At 71.1% G+C, this 18,488-nt stretch carries 19 protein-coding genes; 12 read left to right on the forward strand and 7 right to left on the reverse strand.

What is annotated here, in order from left to right; all coding sequences use genetic code 11:
• From treS to F7R91_RS08865, 6 genes are all read left to right on the forward strand, one after another.
• A partial coding sequence (gene treS, locus F7R91_RS08840; protein ID WP_150946293.1) for a maltose alpha-D-glucosyltransferase occupies positions 1 to 1,318 on the forward strand: 1,318 nt, incomplete at its 5' end.
• Between the two features lie 28 nt (positions 1,319 to 1,346).
• Complete coding sequence (locus F7R91_RS08845; protein WP_150946295.1) at positions 1,347 to 2,705, forward strand: maltokinase N-terminal cap-like domain-containing protein; 1,359 nt, start codon at positions 1,347 to 1,349, stop codon at positions 2,703 to 2,705.
• A 4-nt stretch (positions 2,706 to 2,709) separates the two neighbouring features.
• Complete coding sequence (gene glgB, locus F7R91_RS08850; RefSeq protein WP_150946297.1) at positions 2,710 to 4,932, forward strand: 1,4-alpha-glucan branching enzyme; 2,223 nt, start codon at positions 2,710 to 2,712, stop codon at positions 4,930 to 4,932.
• A gap of 107 nt (positions 4,933 to 5,039) precedes the next feature.
• Positions 5,040 to 6,128 (forward strand): glutamate--cysteine ligase 2, encoded by a 1,089-nt coding sequence (locus F7R91_RS08855; protein ID WP_150946300.1) that lies wholly within the window; start codon positions 5,040 to 5,042, stop codon positions 6,126 to 6,128.
• Positions 6,129 to 6,279: 151 nt separating this feature from the next.
• Positions 6,280 to 8,181, forward strand: coding sequence for an AMP-dependent synthetase/ligase (locus F7R91_RS08860; RefSeq protein WP_150946302.1), 1,902 nt, complete (start codon positions 6,280 to 6,282; stop codon positions 8,179 to 8,181).
• A gap of 91 nt (positions 8,182 to 8,272) precedes the next feature.
• Positions 8,273 to 8,656 (forward strand): ATP-binding protein, encoded by a 384-nt coding sequence (locus F7R91_RS08865; RefSeq protein ID WP_225320581.1) that lies wholly within the window; start codon positions 8,273 to 8,275, stop codon positions 8,654 to 8,656.
• A 33-nt stretch (positions 8,657 to 8,689) separates the two neighbouring features.
• Here F7R91_RS08865 and F7R91_RS08870 read toward each other — a convergent pair whose 3' ends face one another.
• Complete coding sequence (locus F7R91_RS08870) at positions 8,690 to 9,061, reverse strand: PRC-barrel domain containing protein (RefSeq protein ID WP_150946306.1); 372 nt, start codon at positions 9,059 to 9,061, stop codon at positions 8,690 to 8,692.
• A 288-nt stretch (positions 9,062 to 9,349) separates the two neighbouring features.
• Between F7R91_RS08870 and F7R91_RS08875 the strand changes: the two genes are divergently transcribed.
• Both F7R91_RS08875 and F7R91_RS08880 read left to right on the forward strand, forming a co-directional pair.
• Positions 9,350 to 10,726 (forward strand): NAD(P)/FAD-dependent oxidoreductase, encoded by a 1,377-nt coding sequence (locus tag F7R91_RS08875; protein ID WP_150946308.1) that lies wholly within the window; start codon positions 9,350 to 9,352, stop codon positions 10,724 to 10,726.
• Between the two features lie 112 nt (positions 10,727 to 10,838).
• Positions 10,839 to 11,051, forward strand: a complete 213-nt coding sequence (locus F7R91_RS08880; RefSeq protein WP_150946310.1) for a DUF4287 domain-containing protein — start codon at positions 10,839 to 10,841, stop codon at positions 11,049 to 11,051.
• Positions 11,052 to 11,210: 159 nt separating this feature from the next.
• On the opposite strand, the gene F7R91_RS08885 is transcribed toward F7R91_RS08880, so the two are convergent.
• The 5 genes from F7R91_RS08885 to F7R91_RS08905 all read right to left on the reverse strand — a co-directional run bounded on the left by F7R91_RS08885 (position 11,211) and on the right by F7R91_RS08905 (position 14,323).
• Entirely contained in the window at positions 11,211 to 11,642 is a 432-nt protein-coding gene (locus F7R91_RS08885) for a hypothetical protein (protein ID WP_150946312.1), read from the reverse strand.
• Between the two features lie 28 nt (positions 11,643 to 11,670).
• Complete coding sequence (locus F7R91_RS08890; protein ID WP_191971425.1) at positions 11,671 to 12,495, reverse strand: DUF1206 domain-containing protein; 825 nt, start codon at positions 12,493 to 12,495, stop codon at positions 11,671 to 11,673.
• Positions 12,496 to 12,547: 52 nt separating this feature from the next.
• The gene (locus tag F7R91_RS08895; protein WP_150946316.1) at positions 12,548 to 12,781 is read right to left on the reverse strand and encodes a DUF5133 domain-containing protein; all 234 of its coding nucleotides are present in this window, start codon (positions 12,779 to 12,781) and stop codon (positions 12,548 to 12,550) included.
• A 20-nt stretch (positions 12,782 to 12,801) separates the two neighbouring features.
• Entirely contained in the window at positions 12,802 to 13,656 is an 855-nt protein-coding gene (locus tag F7R91_RS08900; protein ID WP_150946318.1) for a SigB/SigF/SigG family RNA polymerase sigma factor, read from the reverse strand.
• 223 nt (positions 13,657 to 13,879) lie between these two features.
• Entirely contained in the window at positions 13,880 to 14,323 is a 444-nt protein-coding gene (locus F7R91_RS08905; RefSeq protein ID WP_150946320.1) for an ATP-binding protein, read from the reverse strand.
• Between the two features lie 173 nt (positions 14,324 to 14,496).
• Between F7R91_RS08905 and F7R91_RS08910 the strand changes: the two genes are divergently transcribed.
• Positions 14,497 to 14,712: an LOB domain containing-protein gene (locus F7R91_RS08910; protein WP_150946322.1), complete on the forward strand. Its 216-nt coding sequence runs from the start codon at positions 14,497 to 14,499 to the stop codon at positions 14,710 to 14,712.
• Positions 14,713 to 14,983: 271 nt separating this feature from the next.
• Complete coding sequence (locus F7R91_RS08915) at positions 14,984 to 15,436, forward strand: cyclic nucleotide-binding domain-containing protein (RefSeq protein ID WP_150946324.1); 453 nt, start codon at positions 14,984 to 14,986, stop codon at positions 15,434 to 15,436.
• A gap of 23 nt (positions 15,437 to 15,459) precedes the next feature.
• Here the strand turns inward: F7R91_RS08915 and F7R91_RS08920 are convergent, their stop codons facing one another.
• The gene (locus F7R91_RS08920) at positions 15,460 to 16,167 is read right to left on the reverse strand and encodes a TetR/AcrR family transcriptional regulator (RefSeq protein WP_150946326.1); all 708 of its coding nucleotides are present in this window, start codon (positions 16,165 to 16,167) and stop codon (positions 15,460 to 15,462) included.
• A gap of 135 nt (positions 16,168 to 16,302) precedes the next feature.
• On the opposite strand from F7R91_RS08920, the gene F7R91_RS08925 reads away from it, so the two are divergent.
• A complete protein-coding gene (locus tag F7R91_RS08925) occupies positions 16,303 to 17,523 on the forward strand; it encodes a saccharopine dehydrogenase family protein (RefSeq protein ID WP_150946328.1) in 1,221 nt (406 codons plus the stop codon).
• A 110-nt stretch (positions 17,524 to 17,633) separates the two neighbouring features.
• Positions 17,634 to 17,942 carry a WhiB family transcriptional regulator gene (locus tag F7R91_RS08930; protein WP_150946330.1) on the forward strand — a complete coding sequence of 103 codons (309 nt, stop codon included), beginning with the start codon at positions 17,634 to 17,636 and terminating at the stop codon, positions 17,940 to 17,942.
• Positions 17,943 to 18,488: the final 546 nt, after the last annotated feature.

The raw sequence follows: 18,488 nt of genomic DNA on the forward strand, positions 1-18,488 counted from the left end.
GGACCCGGACGGGCCGTACGGCGACTACTACATGTGGGCCGACGACGACAAACAGTACGCCGACGCGCGGATCATCTTCGTCGACACGGAGGCCTCCAACTGGACCTTCGACCCGGTCCGCAAGCAGTACTTCTTCCACCGCTTCTTCGCCCACCAGCCCGACCTCAACTACGAGAACCCGGCCGTTCAGGAGGAGATCCTGGCCGCGCTGCGGTTCTGGCTGGACCTCGGCATCGACGGCTTCCGGCTCGACGCCGTCCCCTATCTGTACGCCGAGGAGGGCACCAACTGCGAGAACCTCCCCGCCTCGCACGAGTTCCTGAAACGCGTACGCCGCGAGATCGACGCGATGTATCCGGACACGGTGCTGCTGGCGGAGGCGAACCAGTGGCCGGAGGACGTCGTCGACTACTTCGGCGACTACCAGCGCGGCGGCGACGAGTGCCACATGGCCTTCCACTTCCCGGTCATGCCCCGGATCTTCATGGCCGTGCGCCGCGAGTCCCGCTACCCCGTCTCCGAGATCCTGGCGAAGACCCCGGCCATCCCCTCCAACTGCCAGTGGGGCATCTTCCTGCGCAACCACGACGAGCTGACCCTGGAGATGGTCACCGACGAGGAACGCGACTACATGTGGGCCGAGTACGCCAAGGACCCCCGCATGCGCGCCAACATCGGCATCCGCCGCCGCCTCGCCCCGCTCCTCGACAACGACGAGAACCAGATCGAGCTGTTCACCGCGCTGCTGCTGTCCCTGCCCGGCTCGCCGATCCTCTACTACGGCGACGAGATCGGCATGGGCGACAACATCTGGCTCGGCGACCGCGACGCGGTGCGCACCCCGATGCAGTGGACCCCCGACCGCAACGCGGGCTTCTCCTCCTGCGACCCGGGCCGGCTGTATCTGCCGACGATCATGGACCCGGTCTACGGCTACCAGGTCACCAACGTCGAGGCGTCCATGTCCTCGCCCTCGTCGCTGCTGCACTGGACCCGCCGCATGATCGAGATCCGCAAGCAGAACCCCGCCTTCGGCCTCGGCTCGTACACGGAACTCCAGTCCTCCAACCCGGCGGTCCTGGCATTCCTGCGCGAGTACGAGGACGATCTCGTCCTGTGCGTGAACAACTTCTCCCGGTTCGCCCAGCCCACCGAGCTCGATCTGCGGGCCTACGACGGCCGGCACCCGGTCGAGCTCATCGGCGGGGTCCGCTTCCCGGCCATCGGTGAACTGCCCTACCTCCTGACCCTCGCAGGCCACGGCTTCTACTGGTTCCGGCTCTCCCGAGTCGCATCCCGCATCGGCCGGCGTCATTGAGCGTGTGCCGAGGAAAGGACGCGTCACCATGGCGAAGACCGCATCGCTGCGCCCCAGAGTCAGGGTCGTCGCCGATCCCATGGCATCGCTCGGCGGGCTGCTGCGCGAGTGGCTGCCGCGGCAGCGCTGGTTCGCGGGCAAGGACCGGCCCGTCACGGAGCTCGGCCTGCTGTCCATGACCGAGTTGTACCCGGGCTGTCTGCATCTGCTGATCCACGCCGGCAACACGGGCGTCCGGGCCCCCGGCGGCGGCCCCGCAGGTGACTGCTACCAGTTGCTGCTCGGCGTACGGGAGCATCTGTCGCCGCGCCTGGCCCGGGCGTTCGTCGGGCGTCCGCACGAGGGCCCGCTGGCCGGCATGGCGGTCTACGACGCGCTGCAGGACCCCCGTTCGGCACAACTGCTCCTGGACCGGCTGCGGCACCCCGGCACCGTCGGCCCGCTGTGCTTCGAGCGCGACCCGTCCGTCCCCGTGCCCGGGGGACTGGCCCCGCGGGTGCTGGACGCCGAGCAGTCCAACTCCTCCCTGGTGTACGGCGACGAGTTCATCCTCAAGGTCTTCCGGCGCATCCAGCCCGGCGTCAACCCCGATCTGGAGGTGCCGGAGGCGCTGGCCGGGCAGGGGTGCCTCCGGGTCCCGGCTCCCGTGGCCTGGTTCCGGACGACCCACCCGCAGGAGGCGACACTCGGCGTCCTCCAGCGCTATCTGCCCGACGCGTCCGACGGCTGGACGCTCGCGCTGCGCGCGCTCTCCACGGGGCACGACTTCACGCCCCAGGCACATGAGCTGGGGCAGGCGACGGCAGAGGTGCACCTCGCGCTGGCGTCGGCGTTCCCGGCCGGGGGCCCGGGCGAGAACGGTCGGACGGCGGCGGCGATGACCGAGCGGCTGGACGCCGCCGCGCAGGCCGTGCCCGCCCTGCGGCCCTACGCACCCGGACTGCACTCCGCGTTCACCGCGCTGGCCGGCTGCGACCCCGGCCCGCCCGCCCAGCGCATCCACGGCGATCTGCACCTGGGCCAGGTCCTGCAGGCCGGCCGGGAGTGGTTCGTCATCGACTTCGAGGGCGAGCCGTCCAAACCGCTGGCAGAGCGACGCAGCGCCCAGTCCCCGGTGCGGGACATCGCCGGCATGCTGCGCTCGTTCGACTACGCGGCCCGTCAGCGCCGCCCCTGGCGTCCGGAGTGGGCCCGCCGCTGCCGCGAGGCCTACTGCGCGGGGTACGCCTCGCGCGCCGGCTGGGACCCCCGTAAGAAGCACGGTCTGCTACGGGCCTACGAGACGGACCGAGCCGTGTACGAAGTGCTGTACGAGGCCAGGCACCGACCCAACTGGCTCCCCGTACCGATGGCGGCGATCGAGCGTCTCGCCGTGAGAGGAGACTGAAGCCGTGGCCCTGCGTGACACTTCGCTGCCGGAGCCCTCCGGCCCGCCCGCGTCCGGACCGCGACCACGCGGGAGTGCCCCTCCCCTGGACCCGGCCGACCGTGCGCGGCTGCTGTCGGGCGCCCATCACGATCCGCACGCCCTGCTCGGCGCCCATCCGGTCCCCGGCGGGATCGCCTTCCGGGCGCTGCGCCCATGGGCCCGTGCCGTGAGCGTCGTGGTGGACGGGAGACGCACCGCGCTCGTCTCCGAAGGGGACGGTCTCTTCTCCGGTGTGCTGCCGCTCGACGCGATCCCCGCGTACACGCTGGTGGTGGCCTATCCGGGCGGAGAGCACGAAGTCCACGACCCCTACCGCTTTCTGCCCGCCCTCGGTGAGCTGGACCTGCATCTGGTGAGCGAGGGCCGGCACGAGCAGCTGTGGACGGCGCTCGGCGCGGAGCCGATGACCCACGAGGGCGTGACCGGCACCCGCTTCACCGTGTGGGCGCCCAACGCGCAGGGCGTTCGCGTCGCCGGGGACTTCACCTTCTGGGACGGGACGGCGTTCCCCATGCGGTCCCTCGGATCATCGGGCGTGTGGGAGCTGTTCCTGCCGGGAATCGGCGAGGGCGCCCGGTACAAGTTCGAGATCACCTCGCGCTACGGCGGCCGGTTCCTCAAGGCCGACCCGATGGCCCGCAGGACGGAGGAACCGCCCAACACGGCGTCGGTCGTGACGGCCTCGTACCACGAGTGGGGCGACGCGCAGTGGATGGCGCGGCGCGCGGACGTCCCGGTCCACCAGGCCCCGTTCTCGGTCTACGAGGTCCATCTGCCGTCCTGGCGGCCCGGACTGACGTATCGTCAACTGGCCGAGCAGCTGCCCGCGTATGTGAAGGACCTCGGCTTCACCCACGTCGAACTGATGCCGGTCGCCGAGCACCCCTTCGGCGGCTCCTGGGGCTACCAGGTCACCGGCTTCTACGCCCCGACCGCCCGCCTCGGCACTCCCGACGACTTCCGGTACCTGGTCGACGCCCTCCACCAGGCCGGCATCGGCGTGATCATGGACTGGGTGCCGGCCCACTTCCCGAAGGACGACTGGGCGCTCGCCCGGTTCGACGGCGACCCGCTGTACGAGCCCGGGGACTCGCGCCGCGCCGAGCACCCCGACTGGGGCACGTTCGAGTTCGACTTCGGGCGCATCGAGGTGCGCAACTTCCTTGTGGCGAACGCCGTCTACTGGTGCGAGGAGTTCCACATCGACGGCCTGCGGGTGGACGCCGTCGCCTCGATGCTGTACCTCGACTACTCCCGGGACTCCGGCCAGTGGACGCCCAATGTGCACGGCGGCCGTGAGGACCTGGACGCGATGGCGTTCCTCCAGGAGATGAACGCCACCGTGTACCGGCGGGCGCCGGGCGTGGTGACGATCGCCGAGGAGTCCACCGCCTGGGACGGGGTGACACGGCCCACGGACAGCGGCGGGCTCGGCTTCGGTCTCAAGTGGAACATGGGCTGGATGCACGACTCGCTGCAGTACATCAGCCATGAGCCCGTGCACCGCAAGTACCACCACCACGACATGACCTTCTCGATGATCTACGCCTACAGCGAGAACTACGTGCTGCCGATCTCCCACGACGAGGTCGTCCACGGCAAGCAGGCGCTGGTGTCGAAGATGCCCGGCGACTGGTGGCAGCGGCGTGCCAACCACCGCGCGTATCTGGGGTTCATGTGGGCGCACCCCGGCAAACAGCTGCTCTTCATGGGGCAGGAGTTCGCCCAGGGCTCCGAGTGGTGCGAGGCGACCGGGCCGGACTGGTGGCTGCTCGATCCCCGCTACGGGGCGGAGGCCGACCATCGCGGGGTCAGAGACCTGGTCCGTGACCTCAACACCGTCTACCGCGACACCCCGGCGCTGTGGCAGCGGGACAGCGACCCCGGCGGCTTCCAGTGGGTCGCCGGCGACGCCGCCGACGACAACGTCTTCGCCTTCCTCCGGTACGACCGCGAGGGCACCCCGCTGCTCGCCGTCTCCAATCTCTCCCCCGTCGTCCGCCACGACTACCGCCTGTGGGTCCCCGGCTCGGTCGTCGCCTGGTACGAGGCGCTCAACACCGACGCGGCGCGCTACGGCGGCGGCGACATCACCCACCCCGACCCCGTCAAACCGGAGGACGACCACATCAGCCTCACCCTGCCGCCGCTCGCCACGGTCTGGCTGACGCCGGCGCCCCGGTGAAGCCGGTGACCGCATCAGGTGTTCGCAGGCCCTCCGAGGGGCATTCGGGGACGTACCAGGCCATCCCCGTCGTAGCCGTCGGCGGGGTCACAGAAGGGCGGCCTCACGTGCGCACCGTCGGAGTGGAGGAGGAACTCCTCCTGGTCGATCCGGAGACCGGCGAGCCTCAGGCTCTGTCGTCCGCCGTGCTCGCCCGTGCCGCCATGGACGACGAGGACCAGGCGGTCTTCGAGAAGGAGCTGCACAACCAGATGCTCGAGTTCGCGACTCACCCGCAGTCGGGCATGGGCGAGCTCCGCGCCGAGATCATCCGCTGCCGCAAGGAGGCCGCCCGGCACGCCGGGGAGATCGGCTGCACCGTCGCCGCGCTCGCCACCTCGCCGCTGCCCGTCCGTCCTTCCGTCGCCGTGGGCCGCCGCTATCACTGGATGGACGAGCACTACGGCATCATCACCCAGGAACAGCTCGTCCTCGGCTGCCATGTCCATGTGTCCGTCGAGTCCGACGAGGAGGGCGTCGCCGTCATCGACCGGATCGCGCCCTGGCTGTCCGTGCTGTCCGCGCTGAGCGCCAACTCCCCTTACTGGCAGGGGAAGGACACGAGCTACAGCAGTTACCGCAGCCGGGTGTGGCAGCGCTGGCCCTCGGCCGGTCCCACCGAGCCCTTCCGCTCGGCCGAGCGCTACCACCGGCGGGTCGCGAGCATGGTGGCCACCGGTGTGCTCCTCGACGAGGGGATGATCTACTTCGACGCACGGCTGTCACGGCGGTACCCCACGGTGGAGATCCGCGTCGCGGACGTCTGTCTGCACGCGGACACCGCCGTACTCATCGCCACCCTGGCCCGCGGCCTCGTCGAGACCGCCGCCCGCGAATGGCGGGCGGGTGTGGAGCCCGCGGAGCACAGTGTGAGCCTGCTGCGGCTGGCCGCCTGGCGGGCCGCCCGCTCCGGTCTGACCGAGGAACTGCTCCACCCCGTGACCATGCGGCGCATGCCGGCGGAGGCCGTGGTGCGCGCCCTGCTGGACCATGTCGGGGACGCCCTCACCGAGACCGGCGATCTGGAACGCGCCCAGGACGCCTTCGCCGAGCTGCTGCGCCGCGGCAACGGCGCGCGCATGCAGCGCGAGTTGCTGCGCCGCACCGGAAGCCTCCAGGACGTCGTGATCGAGTGCGTGCGGCAGACCCAGGCGTGACGTTCACGCCTTCGAAGCATCGAGATCATCAAGGACCGGACACTACTTCTCCGTTCCGCGCATCCTCCGGTCCCTCCTGGGCTAGATTCGGGCACCGCCGATAACCGTACTCGTCGGCCACGTCACACCCCGTACTCGTCAGGAGCAGCGCATGCGCGACTTCGCCCTCGCTCCCCCGACCGTCTCGCACCTGACCGGCGGGCTCGCCGACAGCCTGTTCGAGACGGCGGCCCTCGACCCCACCCGCCCGCTGCTCGCGCGCCGCCCCGAGGGCTCCTCGGCCGAGTGGGAGGAGATCACCGCCGTGGAACTGCGGGACGAAGTGGCCGATCTGGCCAAGGGACTGATCGCGTCGGGGATCTCACCGGGCAACCGCGTGGCCATCATGGCGCGCACCCGGTACGAGTGGACGGTGCTCAGCTACGCCCTGTGGGCGGTGGGCGCCGAGGTCGTCCCGGTCTATCCGACGTCCTCGCGCGACCAGGTCGAGTGGATCCTCAGGGACGCCGGCTGTGTGGCCGTCGTCGTCGAGGACGAACAGGCGGTGATGACCGTCGGCTCCGTGTGCGCCACGCTGCCGCGGCTGCGTCACGTCTGGCAGCTGGACGCGGGCGCCCTCGACCAGCTGGTGGAGCGGGGCCGGTTCATCCCGCCCGCCACGGTCGACTCGCTGCGCCGCATCGTGCTGCCCGACTCCACCGCGGTCATCGCCTACACCTCCGGCACCTCCGGACACCCCCTGGGGTGCGCGCTGAGCCACCGCGGGCTGGCGAGCCCCTGCGACGTCCTGCTGGAGGGCTGGGGCCACACGGCGGCGCCGCCGGGCCGGCAGGGTGCGGTCCTCGCCTTCCTGCCCTTCTCCCATGTGTACGGCCTCATGATCCAGGGCCTGTGCATACGCGGCGGTCTGCTCATGGCCCATGAACCCGACGTGAGCGAGACGGCACTGGCCTCGGCCCTGCGCTCCTTCCGGCCCACCTACTTCTACGCCGTACCGTCGGTCTTCGAGAAGATCTACAAGAACTTCCTGCGGACCGCGCAGCGGACCGGCCGCGGCGCACTCTTCGAGCGGGCCGCCGAGACGGCGCGGGACTTCGCCGCGGCCAGCGAACGGCAGCGGCTGGGCCTCGGACCCGGACCCGGTTTCGATCTGCGCCTGCAGCACGCGCTGTACGAGCGGACGGTGTACCGCAGACTGCGCGCGGCGCTGGGCGGCAGGGCGCGCCGCGCCACGTCCGGCGGCTCGCCCCTGAACCGCGACCTCTCCCTCTTCTACGAGGGCATCGGCATCTATGTGCACGACGGTTACGGGCTGACGGAGACATGCGGCGGAGTCACCATGCAGCCGCTGGGCCGGGAGAAGTCCGGGACCGTCGGCAAGGCCCTGCCGGGCACGGAGATCCAGGTGGCCGCGGACGGGGAGATCCTGGTGCGCGGACCGTCGGTGTTCCAGGGCTACATCAACGACGACGCCCGGACGCGGGCCGCCCTGTACGACGGCTGGCTGGCCACCGGCGACATCGGGCGGCTGGACTCCGAGGGGTATCTGACGATCACCGGCCGCAAGAAGGACATCATCATCACCAGCAGCGGCAAGAGCGTGGCCCCCGGCGCGCTGGAACAGCGGCTGCGGATGCATCCGCTGGTGCACCAGGCGGTGGTCGTGGGCGACAACCGGCCCTGTGTGGGCGCGCTGATCACCCTGGACCCTGAGTTCCTCGCGCACTGGCGCGGCACGCTGGCGCTGCGGAGCGACTCGGCGCAGGAGGCGCGGGAGGAGAACGCGCTGCGGGAGGAGGTGGCACGCGCCGTGGCGGCGGCCAACAGCGCCGTGTCGCGCTCGGAGTCCATCCGGGTGTTCCGGGTGCTTCCCGAGCCGTTCGACCTGTCCAACGGGTTGCTGACGCCCTCGATGAAACTGTGCCGGGACGCCGTGGTGCGGCACTTCGCGTTCGAGATCGACGCGATGTACCAGGCCAGCTCCCGGGCCCCGCGCCGGCGCATGGCGGACGAGCTGTCGAGCTGGGACGACTCGGACAATGTGTTCGGGTGAGCGGTGGATGGGGGCGGATAGGGTCCACGGGCCTGGGAACTCGTCAACCGCAGGGACACAGAAGACGGGACTGGCTTCCGAGGAGAACCTGATGCGCACCACACGCTTCGCGGGTGAGCTGCGCAATGTGACGGGGGCGCGGCTTGCAGCGGAGGGGTTCCTCCGCGATCTCGCGCGTGCCGAACCGCCGGCCGCCCCCGAGTACTGGGACGACATCCTTCTGGTGGTCACCGAGCTCGCCGCGAACGCGGTGCAGTACGCCCCGGGACCCTTCGAACTTCGTATGCGCCGGACCTTCGACGGCGTCCATGTGGTCATGCACGACACCAGCACCACGCCTCCGGCGCCCCGCCCCTTCCACCCCAAGCGGGGTGACGGCGGCATCGGCTGGCATCTGATCCACACCTTGTGCCACCAGGTCAGTGTCGTCACGAACGACAGCGGCAAGGAGATCCACGCCTTCCTGCCCTGGTGAGTCCGGCGACGACCGGTCGGCGCCCGGGCCCGGTCAGGTGGGGGTCCTCTCGCGCGGCGGCAGCCGCTGGTAGTAGTCGCCGACACTCGTCAGGTACGCCCGGTCCAGGGTCTCGCTGTCCGTCCTGAAGCGGGGCGCCGCCTTCACCTCTGCCCTGGTGCAGGCCAGGGTGATCCTCCGGCCCTCGGCGTCGATGCCCGTGACGACGCCGACCGGGACCAGAACGCTCCGGCCGAAGACCCAGACGCCGGTGTCGACGACCAGGTGCCGCATTCCGAAGTGGTCCGCCTGCCGGTCCACATGGCCGATGACGCCGTCCGTCGCGGCCACCGTGCAGCCTGTCAGCTCCTGCCCCTCCACATGGCCGCTGTCCGGGGCGTACGACCAGATCCTGTCAAGCGTCACGCTGCTCCTTCCCCCCTGCTCCACAGCTCTGCCGGTGCTCCACAGCACCAATTACCCGCCTCCCGCACGCGCATTCGGCCCAGCGCGGGGCGCACACCGCGGAGCCATCGGTTCCGCCCCGGTGCACCAGCGCGGCGGGCCAGGCATCGTGGTCCTCGACGCGTTCGTCCGCCTGCGGCTCCACAGGCGGAACGGACGGCGGCGTGGTGGGATCGATGAGGTGCGAAATGGCGATCCCCGGGCAGGCGAATGACGTCCTGGGCACACCGCCTGGAGCCGCGGAAAGGGATGAACACCGTGACACGACCCAGGATCCTGGTGGTCGGCGCAGGCTTCGCCGGTGTGGAGTGCGTTCGCCGGCTGGAACGCAGACTCTCCCTGGACGAGGCCGACGTCATCCTGGTGACGCCGGTCGCCTACCAGCTCTATCTGCCGCTGCTGCCCCAGGTCGCCTCCGGCGTGCTGACGCCGCAGTCGATCGCCGTCTCCCTGCGCCGCAGCAAGAAGTACCGCACACGCATCATTCCGGGCGGCGCGATCGGAGTGGACCTCGGGGCCAAGGTCTGCGTCATCCGCACGATCACCGACGAGATCGTCAATCAGCCCTACGACTACATCGTGCTGGCCCCGGGAAGCGTCACCCGCACCTTCGACATCCCCGGACTCACGGACAACGCCTTCGGTATGAAGTCGCTCGCCGAGGCCGCCTACGTCCGCGACCACGTCATCTCCCAGCTGGACCTCGCCGACGCCAGCCACGACGCGGCCGAGCGCGCCTCCCGGCTGCAGTTCGTGGTGGTCGGCGGCGGCTATGCGGGTACCGAGACCGCCGCCTGTCTGCAGCGCCTCACGCACGCCGCCGTCAAGCGCTATCCCCGGCTGGACCCCGGTCTGATCAGATGGCATCTGATCGACATCGCGCCGAAGCTGATGCCCGAACTGGGCGACAAACTCGGCCGCAGCGCGCAGGACATCCTGCGCAGGCGCGGCATCGAGATCTCGCTGGGCGTCTCCATCGCGAAGGCGGGCCCCGAGGAGGTCACCTTCACCGACGGGCGGGTGGTGCCGACCCGCACGCTGATCTGGACCGCCGGGGTGGCCGCGAGCCCGCTCATCGCCACGCTGGGCGCGGAGACGGTGAGGGGCCGGCTCTCGGTCACCGCCGAGATGACCCTGCCCGGGCACGACGGCGTCTTCGCGCTGGGCGACGCCGCCGCGGTGCCCGACATGGCCAAGGGCAAGGAGGACGCGGTCTGCCCGCCCACCGCGCAGCACGCCATGCGCCAGGGCAGGCGCGTGGCCGACAACGTCATCGCGACGCTGCGGAACCAGCCGCTCGCGCCGTACGAACACAGGGACCTCGGTCTCGTCGTCGACCTCGGCGGCAGGGACGCCGTCTCCAAACCGCTCGGCATCGAACTGCACGGACTGCCGGCCCAGGTCGTCGCCCGCGGCTACCACTGGTCGGCGCTGCGCACCAACGTCGCAAGGACGCGGGTCATGACGAACTGGGTGCTCAACGCGGTCGCCGGGGACGATTTCGTCCGTACGGGCTTCCAGGCACGCAAGGCCGTGAAGCTGAAGGACTTCGAGTTCACGGACTCGTATCTGACGCCGGAACAGGTGCGGGCGCATGTCGAGGAGGCCCGGTCGAAGGAGTCGTGACACCGGACCGTTCCCGACGTGACGCAGGTCACTCCTGACCGCCGCTCAGTTTCCATCCGGCCGGCGGTCCGAGGAGGGACAGGCACGATCACAGCGGCGAAGGGACACCGTCATGACCGCGACCGCCAAGGGCCCCGCCGGCTACTTCCCCTCCATCGAGAAGAAGTACGGCCGTCCGATCGCCGAATGGCAGGAGCTGATCCGCTCGTCGCCGCTGACCTGGCACATGGAGCTGGTCGCCTGGCTGAAGACCGAGCACGGCCTCGGGCACGGCCACGCCAACGCCCTGGTGGCGCACACCCTCGCCGAGGCCGGGGACAGGTGACGCGGGAGTGATACCGGGGCGTGACTACGCACCGTGACCGCCATAGCCCTCACCCGCCGAGGTCACCGAGGCCGCCGTCGGCCGCTCACCACCCGGTCACGCCGCTGCGGGCCCTGCGCAACCGTGAAAACCGCCATGTGACCAGCGCCGGAGCTGCCCTCACAGGTCGGTCGGCAGGTCGCTCGCTTCGGCGATGCCGCGCAGTTCCTCGTTGGTCCGGTGGCGTTCCCGGATGTAGTCGGCGATCTCACTCAGACGCACCGGGTCCGACGCGGTCGCCGCGTCGGTGACCACCCTGACCGGGCCGGTCTCGTCGATCTCGAGCTCGACGACTTCGTTGTCCAGCCGGCCTGTGACGGCGGTGGCGATGACCAGGGCGGCCTGGTCGCGGATCTCCGGAGGCAGTCCTTCGGCGCTGTGGTCGTCCAGGGCGAAGTCCCGCCCGGGCAGCTGCTGGGCGTCGATCGCGCGCAGGACCGGTTCGACGACTCTGAGCAGGAGCCGGTAGTCGTCGGACTCCATCCGCAGGCGCAGCAGGTTGAGGTACAGGTCCACGGGCCGTTCTTCCGGCGGTAGCTCGGATTCGTTCATACCGTGCGAGTTCCCCGTGTGCCACAGGTCAGACGCGGCGCCAGCGGGCCACTGCGAAGGAGAACACACCGAACAGCACCAGACCGGCCGCGACGCAGACCAGCAGCCACGGCCCCAGCGGGGTGTCGGCGAAGGAGCGGAGCGTGTCGTCCAGGCCCTTGGCCCGCTCGGGTTCGTAGTCGACCGCGGCGCTGACGGCGAAGGCCCCGGCCGCGGCGAACACCGCTCCGCGTGCCGCACCGCCGGCCACCCCGGTCACGTCCACCAGCCGCCGTGCGCCCGGCCCCATCCGCCCGAGGTGCAGCTCCTCGTGGAAGTCGCGGCGGACGGCCTGGACCCCGATCCACACGCCGGCCACGACGACGGCCGCCCCGGCGGCACCGACGAGCCACTGACCCGCGGGCGCCTCCAGCGCCCTGGCGGTGACGTCGCGGGACCGCCTGTCGCTCGATGGGCCCCCGCTGGCGCCCGGGCCCGCCGCGAACGACAGCACGGAGTAGGCGACCACCGCGTAGAGGACGAACCGGACGGCTGCCAGCAGCCGCTTCTTCGGCGTGCGGCCGTCCGGTTCGTCGGAGCCGAAGAGGATCTGGGACAGACGCCACAGGGCCATGCCGGCCATACCGAGTCCCACGGCCCACAGCAGTACGGCGCCGAAGGGCTTCGCCGCGAGCTCGGCGAGGGCGCCGCCGGGGTCTGCCTGGTGCTGCCGCTCCCCGAAGGCGATCTGCAGGGCCAGCGCTCCGACCAGCAGGTAGATCACGCCCAGCGCGGCGAAACCGGCCCGGGCGGCGCCCTCCGTCACCGGGCCGCGGACCGCCCGGCGGGCCCCGCCCCGGCCGGTCCGCGTCATGGTGTGCGCGTCCACCTGTCTCTCCCCTCGGTCCCAGCGCGGCTCAGGAGCCTCAGTCGGCCGAGGCAGCGCGCTCGGACGCGGGCGTGTCGGTGGCGTCGAGCAGCCGGTGTGCCACGTCCAGGGCCCGACCCACTTCACGGGTTCCCGTCGCGACGCAGAGCGTGTAGGCGAGGTCCCGCGCCCGCCGGCCCGGCCCGCTCGCCGGGCCCGTCACCTCCTCGGCCTCCAGCGCCTCGTACTCGTCGACGAGGCGGCGCAGCAGGCCGGAATGGGGAATCAGCATCCGTTTCGCTCCTCGTCCGCTCAGGCCACCGCGCGTCCGCCGGCGCCACCGCCGCGCCGCTGCTCCATCACCTCGTCCCGGACCCGGGCGCAGCTGCGGCTGATGAGCCGGGAGACATGCATCTGGGAGATGCCGAGCCGATCGGCGATACGGCTCTGTGTCATGTCCTCGAAGAAGCGCATGTAGAGGATGGCGCGCTCGCGTTCCGGCAGTCGGCGCAGTCCTTCCTTGGCGGCCTCGCGGTCGACCACGACGTCGAACGAGGCGTCCGATGCGCCGAGGGTGTCCGCGAGGCTGTATCCGTCGTCGTCGGCCGACAGTTCGGCGTCCAGCGACAGGGTGCTGAAGCTTTCGAGGGCCTCCATGCCCGCACCGACCTCTTCCTCGGACAGGCCCGTGTGGGCGGCGATGTCGGCGACGGAGGGCTCGGCGGCGCCCGGGGCCTGGGTGAGATCACGGCGGGCGACCCGGACCTTGTTGCGCAGTTCCTGCACCCGGCGGGGCACCCTCAGGGCCCACATCCGGTCGCGGAAGTGCCGTTTGACCTCGCCGGTGATGGTGGGTACGGCGTAACTCTCGAAGGCGCCGCGCTCCGGCTCGAACCGGTCGATCGCCTTCACCAGTCCCAGCGCCGCCACCTGCCTGAGGTCCTCGATCGACTCGCCGCGGTCGCGGAACCGGCCGGCGATCCGATGGGCCATGGGCAGCCAGGCCGTGACGAGCTCGTCACGCACGGCGTCCCGCACGGGCCCGTCGTCGAGCTGGGCCAGACGGGTGAACAGGGCAAGGGTGTCGGGGGCGTCGTCGTGCCGTCGCCGGGCCGGGACGGTCGGTTGTGCGGGCGTGCCGGGTCGGCTGGACGTTTCGATGGGCATGCGGAATCGCTCCTGAACGGTGGTTTCAGGGACATACCGCGGGAACGTCGCTGCCCGGAACGCCTGGAGGTGCCCCGGGGCAGTCGTACCGCTCCCGCTGGCGCGCCTCCGGTCCGAAGCACGAAAGTCCATCTGCCCTGACCCTGTGGGAACAAACTCCCCTTCGCCACGAAATGTGGCCGGGCCGGGACCGGAGGGCGCCGAGGAGGGCCGGGCTGCGGGCTCAGGTCAATGGCACGACGGCGCTGATGCACTTGCCGCCGGCGGGCAGGCCGGTCACCCGGATGTCGTCCGCCAGCAGGCAGACGATGGGCCAGCCCCGGCCGCCCGCCCGCCATCGTCCCTCCTGGTCGACCGGCGCCAGGGCCACCGGCAGGTCACTGCTGCGGTCGCTCACCGAGACGCGTACGCCGGGTCCGACGACGTCGACGTGGAAGTCCGTGACGCCGCCGCCGTGCAGGATCGCGTTCGTGGTGAGTTCCGAGGTGACCAGCAGTGCGTCCGAGAGGGCGTCCTCGTCGCAGCCGGTGTGCGTGGCACGGCAGCGTTCGGCCACGGCCTGCTCCACGGCCCTGCGCGCGTCGGCCGGCCTGCAGGGACACGGGTGCCGGGAGTACCGGGCTGCGGACGGTTCGAGGGCGGATTCGGTGCTGTGCTGCTCGCACATGCCAAAACTCCCTGATCGCTGATGAGCCGGACCCAGGCCACGCCCGCAGCGAACCGTGTTCGAGGGCTCCGCGGGCCTCTTCCTTCCGGCTGACCTGTGCGCACCAGAACAAACCTCTCGATCCACCGGTCCCGGCGGGCCGTCCGCTACCGAAATGGGGGTACGCGGTGTTCATGGATGTCGTGGACTCGGACGAGCTGTTGCGGCGTATCCAGCGGGCCAGAGCCTGTGCGCAGCAGGAGGAACGGGCATGGCGGGCGCGCAGCGTGGACCTGCGGGCGGGCGATCCGGAAGGAGCTCGGGAAGCCGCCGTACGGAGCCTGGCCTACGAGGCAGTGATCAGGGTGCTGGACGAGGTCCTCACGCCCGGCAGACGGGCCGGGGAGTGAAACAGGTCACTTGACCCACTTCTGGGTACACATCGTAGCCAATGATGGTTTACCGTTCATTCATAACGTGGCGACGGGGTAGACCATCCGTCCTCCGTACGTCACCGCGAACGGCCCTGGCTGGCCTCCCCCGTCCAGCCAGGGCTTTTTCATGCCGTCGTACATCCCTCGTTCGACAATTGCGTCCGCCGAGGTGCCCACGGCGTCGCCAGCCGCTGAAATGGGCGTAGGCAAAGCAGCAGAACCGAACGCCGGCGAGGAGCCCCGCGTCATGACCAAAGCGACCAAACTGCTGACCGCCCTTCCGCCGACACAGCGTCAGCGCCTGATGACGCTCGCCCGGGAGGTCTCCTTTCCCGAGGACGCCCGCATCTTCGAGGCGGGAGGCACGGCCGACCGCTTCTGGGTCATCCGCTCCGGCGCCGTCTCCCTCGACCAGCAGGTGACCGCCGTGCAGAAAGTGACGGTCGCCAGCCTCGGCGCGGGCGACCTGCTCGGCTGGTCCTGGCTGTTCCCGCCGTACCAGTGGGACTTCGGCGCGGAGGCCTTCAGCCCCGTGCGCGCCCACGAGTTCGACGCGGCCGCGGTGCGCAGGCTGTGCACGGAGGATCCCGACCTCGGGATGACACTCGTCCAGACGGTCGCCGAGATCCTCGCGCACCGGCTGGAGATGACCCGGGGCAAACTCATGGAGCAGTACGCGTCACGCCGACGAGCCCTGTAGGACCGCGCGGGGCCGGGTGCCGTTCAGGAGCCGATCGCGTCCAGCTGAGCCGCGGCACTGTCCAGGAGCATCTCCAGGGCCGTCGGATAGGCGCTGGTGACCATGCGGGTCGCCAGCAGGGGCGCCGCCTCGGCGATACGGGGGTGGGTGGTGCGGGGCAGCCCGGCATACGTCGAGCGCCACATCTCCTCGTCGGCGCGCTGCGAGGCGCTCGGCAGGGTCAGCGAGGCGGCGTCGAGTGCGGCGAAGGCCAGCGTCTGGTCGATGAAGGCGTGGTAGATGCGCACGGTGTCCGGCAGCCCGAAGCCCGCCGTGCGCAGCACCTCCAGCACGGCCTCGTCGGCGGCGAGCTCGTGCGCCCGGCCGGTGACCCGGTTCGTGGTCAGCAGGGCCGCCTGCGGGTGGGCGACGTAGGCGGCGTGGATGCGCAGCCCGACAGCGCGCAGGTCCGCGCGCCACCGACCCGTCGGCCGCCAGCCGTCCAGGGCCTGCCCGATGAGGGCGTCGCCGATGGCGAGCGTCAGATCGTCCATGCCCCGGAAGTACCGGTAGAGCGTGCTCGGGTCGGCGTCCAGGGCGAGGCCCAGACGGCGCGCGGTGAGACCGGCGCTGCCGTGTTCCCGCAGCATGCGCAACGCGGTCTCCACGATCAGCCGCTCGGACAGCACGGTGCCGCTCCGGGTGGGCCGGCGCCGTCGCCGCTTCTCCTCGGGCACCACGGGTTTGGGCATCCGGGCCTCCGTCCTTCCGTCCCCGTGTCCATCCTCCAGGCTTATGCCAACGCCATTGACCTTACGTGATCCCGCGGCGTTGTATCTCCGTCGAGGGGCCCCACGTCTTCGACCTCCAGCAGAGAGAGATCTGTCATGCGCGTACTTCTTGTGGGTGCCGGCGGTGTGGGCACCGCCATCACCCGTATCGCGGCCCGGCGTCCGTTCTTCGAGACGATGGTGGTCGCCGACTACGACCTGGCGCGGGCCGAGGCCGCCGTAGCGGCCCTGGGCGACGGAGGAAGCCGCTTCCACGCCGACCGCGTCGACGCGAACGACGAGGCGGCGGTGGCGGCGCTGCTGGAGCGGCACATGTGCGACGTGCTCCTCAACGCCACCGACCCCCGGTTCGTGATGCCCCTGTTCCGGGCGGCGCGCACCGCCGGGGCCATCTACCTCGACATGGCGATGTCGCTGTCGCACCCGCACCCCGAGCGCCCGTACCACGAGTGCGGGGTCAAGCTCGGCGACGACCAGTTCGCCGAGGCGGCCGGCTGGGAGAAGGCCGGGGCGCTCGCCCTCGTGGGCATGGGCGTGGAGCCGGGGCTCTCGGACGTCTTCGCGCGGTACGCGGCCGACGAGCTCTTCGACGAGATCGAGGAGATCGGCATCCGCGACGGAGCGGACCTGACCGTCGACGGCTACGACTTCGCGCCGTCCTTCAGCATCTGGACCACGATCGAGGAGTGCCTGAACCCGCCGGTGGTCTACGAGGCCGGCCGCGGGTGGTTCACCACGGAACCCTTCAGCGAGCCCGAGGTGTTCGACTTCCCCGAGGGCATCGGCCCGGTGGAGTGCGTGAACGTGGAGCACGAGGAGGTGCTGCTCGTCCCGCGCTGGGTCGACGCCCGCAGGGTCACCTTCAAGTACGGCCTGGGCCGGGAGTTCGTGGAGACGCTTCGGACGCTGCATCTGCTGGGCCTGGACCGCACCGAACCGGTGACCGTGCCGAGCGCCGCCGGCCCGGTGGCCGTCTCGCCCCGGGACGTGGTCGCCGCCTGTCTGCCCGACCCCGCAACCCTGGGCGAGCGGATGCACGGCAAGACCTGCGCGGGCACCTGGGTGCGGGGCGTGAAGGACGGGGCGCCGCGCGAGGTGTACCTCTACCACGTGGTCGACAACCAGTGGTCGATGGCGGAGTACGGCTGCCAGGCGGTGGTGTGGCAGACGGCGATCAATCCCGTCGTCGCCCTCGAACTCCTCGCCACAGGCGTCTGGTCGGGCTCGGGCGTCCTCGGCCCGGAGGCCCTCCCGCCCCGGCCCTTCCTGGATCTGCTGACCGAGTACGGCTCCCCCTGGGGCATGCGGGAGCAGTGACCGAGGCGTCTCCCGGCAATCCGCTGTTTCACTCGCGTATCGACAGGTGACCCGAAATCGAGTTAATTCATCCCCGAGGGCACGTACGACTTCGATCGCAGGTGACTTTGATGGACAACTGGCGAGACCACGCCGCGTGCCGCCATGAGGACCCCGACCTGTTCTTCCCCTTCGGCACCACCGGCCCTGCGCTCGTGCAGACGGAGCAGGCGAAGGCCGTCTGCCGGCGCTGCCGCGTCCAGGAGCTGTGTCTGCGGTGGGCGCTCGGCACCGGGCAGAGCATCGGCGTCTGGGGCGGCACCAGCGAGAACGAACGCCGCGCGCTCCAACGCCGCGGCGGCTCCCGCCGAGCCTCCGGTTGCCCCGGCCCGCCCCGCCGGACACGAAGCCACGGCGGCACTGCCCCAGCGGAGGACTAGGCCCGGAGGGCTCGCGCACACGGGCGCCCGCCGGGCCCGGGCCGTGCCCGGCGGACACGACGACATCACGCCGCCAGCCGCTCACCGAAGGCACCGGGCCCGGCGCCCGGTTCGCTCGCGGCCCCGACGGTTCCACGGTGGGCGGCGCGTGGCACCGCAAGCCGCCCACCGGCGCGCTGGCAGGCCCCGGCATCCGGCAGGTGAACTCGCCGCTGGCGCCCGGTTCGTCCGCCGCCAGGACCGATCCACCCTGGACGGAGCGTGGCACCGTGTGCCGCCCACCGGCGTCGGCGCGCCCGGCACCGCAGTGTGATCACACTGCCGACGCTCGGCTCGCTCGCTGCACGGACCCTTCCGCCGTGGGCGGCGCATCGCACCGAAGGCCGTTCACCGGTGCCGACGCGCCCGGCAGCCGGCCGGTGAACATGCCGCTGACGCACGGGCTCGCCCACCGCCACGACCCCCCACGGTTGGACGGCGCGTCGGCGGGCGCATCGCCGTACAGCTCTGCCGTCCGCCGGGGGCCGACAGGCCCGCCAGCCGGAC

The sequence above is a fragment of the Streptomyces luteolifulvus genome (genome assembly GCF_008806595.1).
Taxonomy (GTDB): domain Bacteria; phylum Actinomycetota; class Actinomycetes; order Streptomycetales; family Streptomycetaceae; genus Streptomyces; species Streptomyces luteolifulvus.

Bases quoted from the DNA above. Each gene is read 5' to 3' on its own strand.
- F7R91_RS08890 (WP_191971425.1), bottom strand. From the start codon at position 12,495: ATGACGCGGACCGGCCGGGGCGGGGCCCGCCGGGCGGTCCGCGGCCCG.
- F7R91_RS08920 (WP_150946326.1), bottom strand. From the start codon at position 16,167: ATGCCCAAACCCGTGGTGCCCGAGGAGAAGCGGCGACGGCGCCGGCCC.
- F7R91_RS08900 (WP_150946318.1), bottom strand. From the start codon at position 13,656: ATGCCCATCGAAACGTCCAGCCGACCCGGCACGCCCGCACAACCGACC.
- F7R91_RS08845 (WP_150946295.1), top strand. From the start codon at position 1,347: ATGGCGAAGACCGCATCGCTGCGCCCCAGAGTCAGGGTCGTCGCCGAT.
- F7R91_RS08885 (WP_150946312.1), bottom strand. From the start codon at position 11,642: ATGAACGAATCCGAGCTACCGCCGGAAGAACGGCCCGTGGACCTGTAC.
- F7R91_RS08875 (WP_150946308.1), top strand. From the start codon at position 9,350: ATGAACACCGTGACACGACCCAGGATCCTGGTGGTCGGCGCAGGCTTC.
- F7R91_RS08865 (WP_225320581.1), top strand. From the start codon at position 8,273: ATGCGCACCACACGCTTCGCGGGTGAGCTGCGCAATGTGACGGGGGCG.
- F7R91_RS08910 (WP_150946322.1), top strand. From the start codon at position 14,497: ATGGATGTCGTGGACTCGGACGAGCTGTTGCGGCGTATCCAGCGGGCC.
- F7R91_RS08905 (WP_150946320.1), bottom strand. From the start codon at position 14,323: ATGTGCGAGCAGCACAGCACCGAATCCGCCCTCGAACCGTCCGCAGCC.
- F7R91_RS08925 (WP_150946328.1), top strand. From the start codon at position 16,303: ATGCGCGTACTTCTTGTGGGTGCCGGCGGTGTGGGCACCGCCATCACC.
- F7R91_RS08915 (WP_150946324.1), top strand. From the start codon at position 14,984: ATGACCAAAGCGACCAAACTGCTGACCGCCCTTCCGCCGACACAGCGT.
- F7R91_RS08880 (WP_150946310.1), top strand. From the start codon at position 10,839: ATGACCGCGACCGCCAAGGGCCCCGCCGGCTACTTCCCCTCCATCGAG.
- F7R91_RS08930 (WP_150946330.1), top strand. From the start codon at position 17,634: ATGGACAACTGGCGAGACCACGCCGCGTGCCGCCATGAGGACCCCGAC.
- F7R91_RS08895 (WP_150946316.1), bottom strand. From the start codon at position 12,781: ATGCTGATTCCCCATTCCGGCCTGCTGCGCCGCCTCGTCGACGAGTAC.
- F7R91_RS08860 (WP_150946302.1), top strand. From the start codon at position 6,280: ATGCGCGACTTCGCCCTCGCTCCCCCGACCGTCTCGCACCTGACCGGC.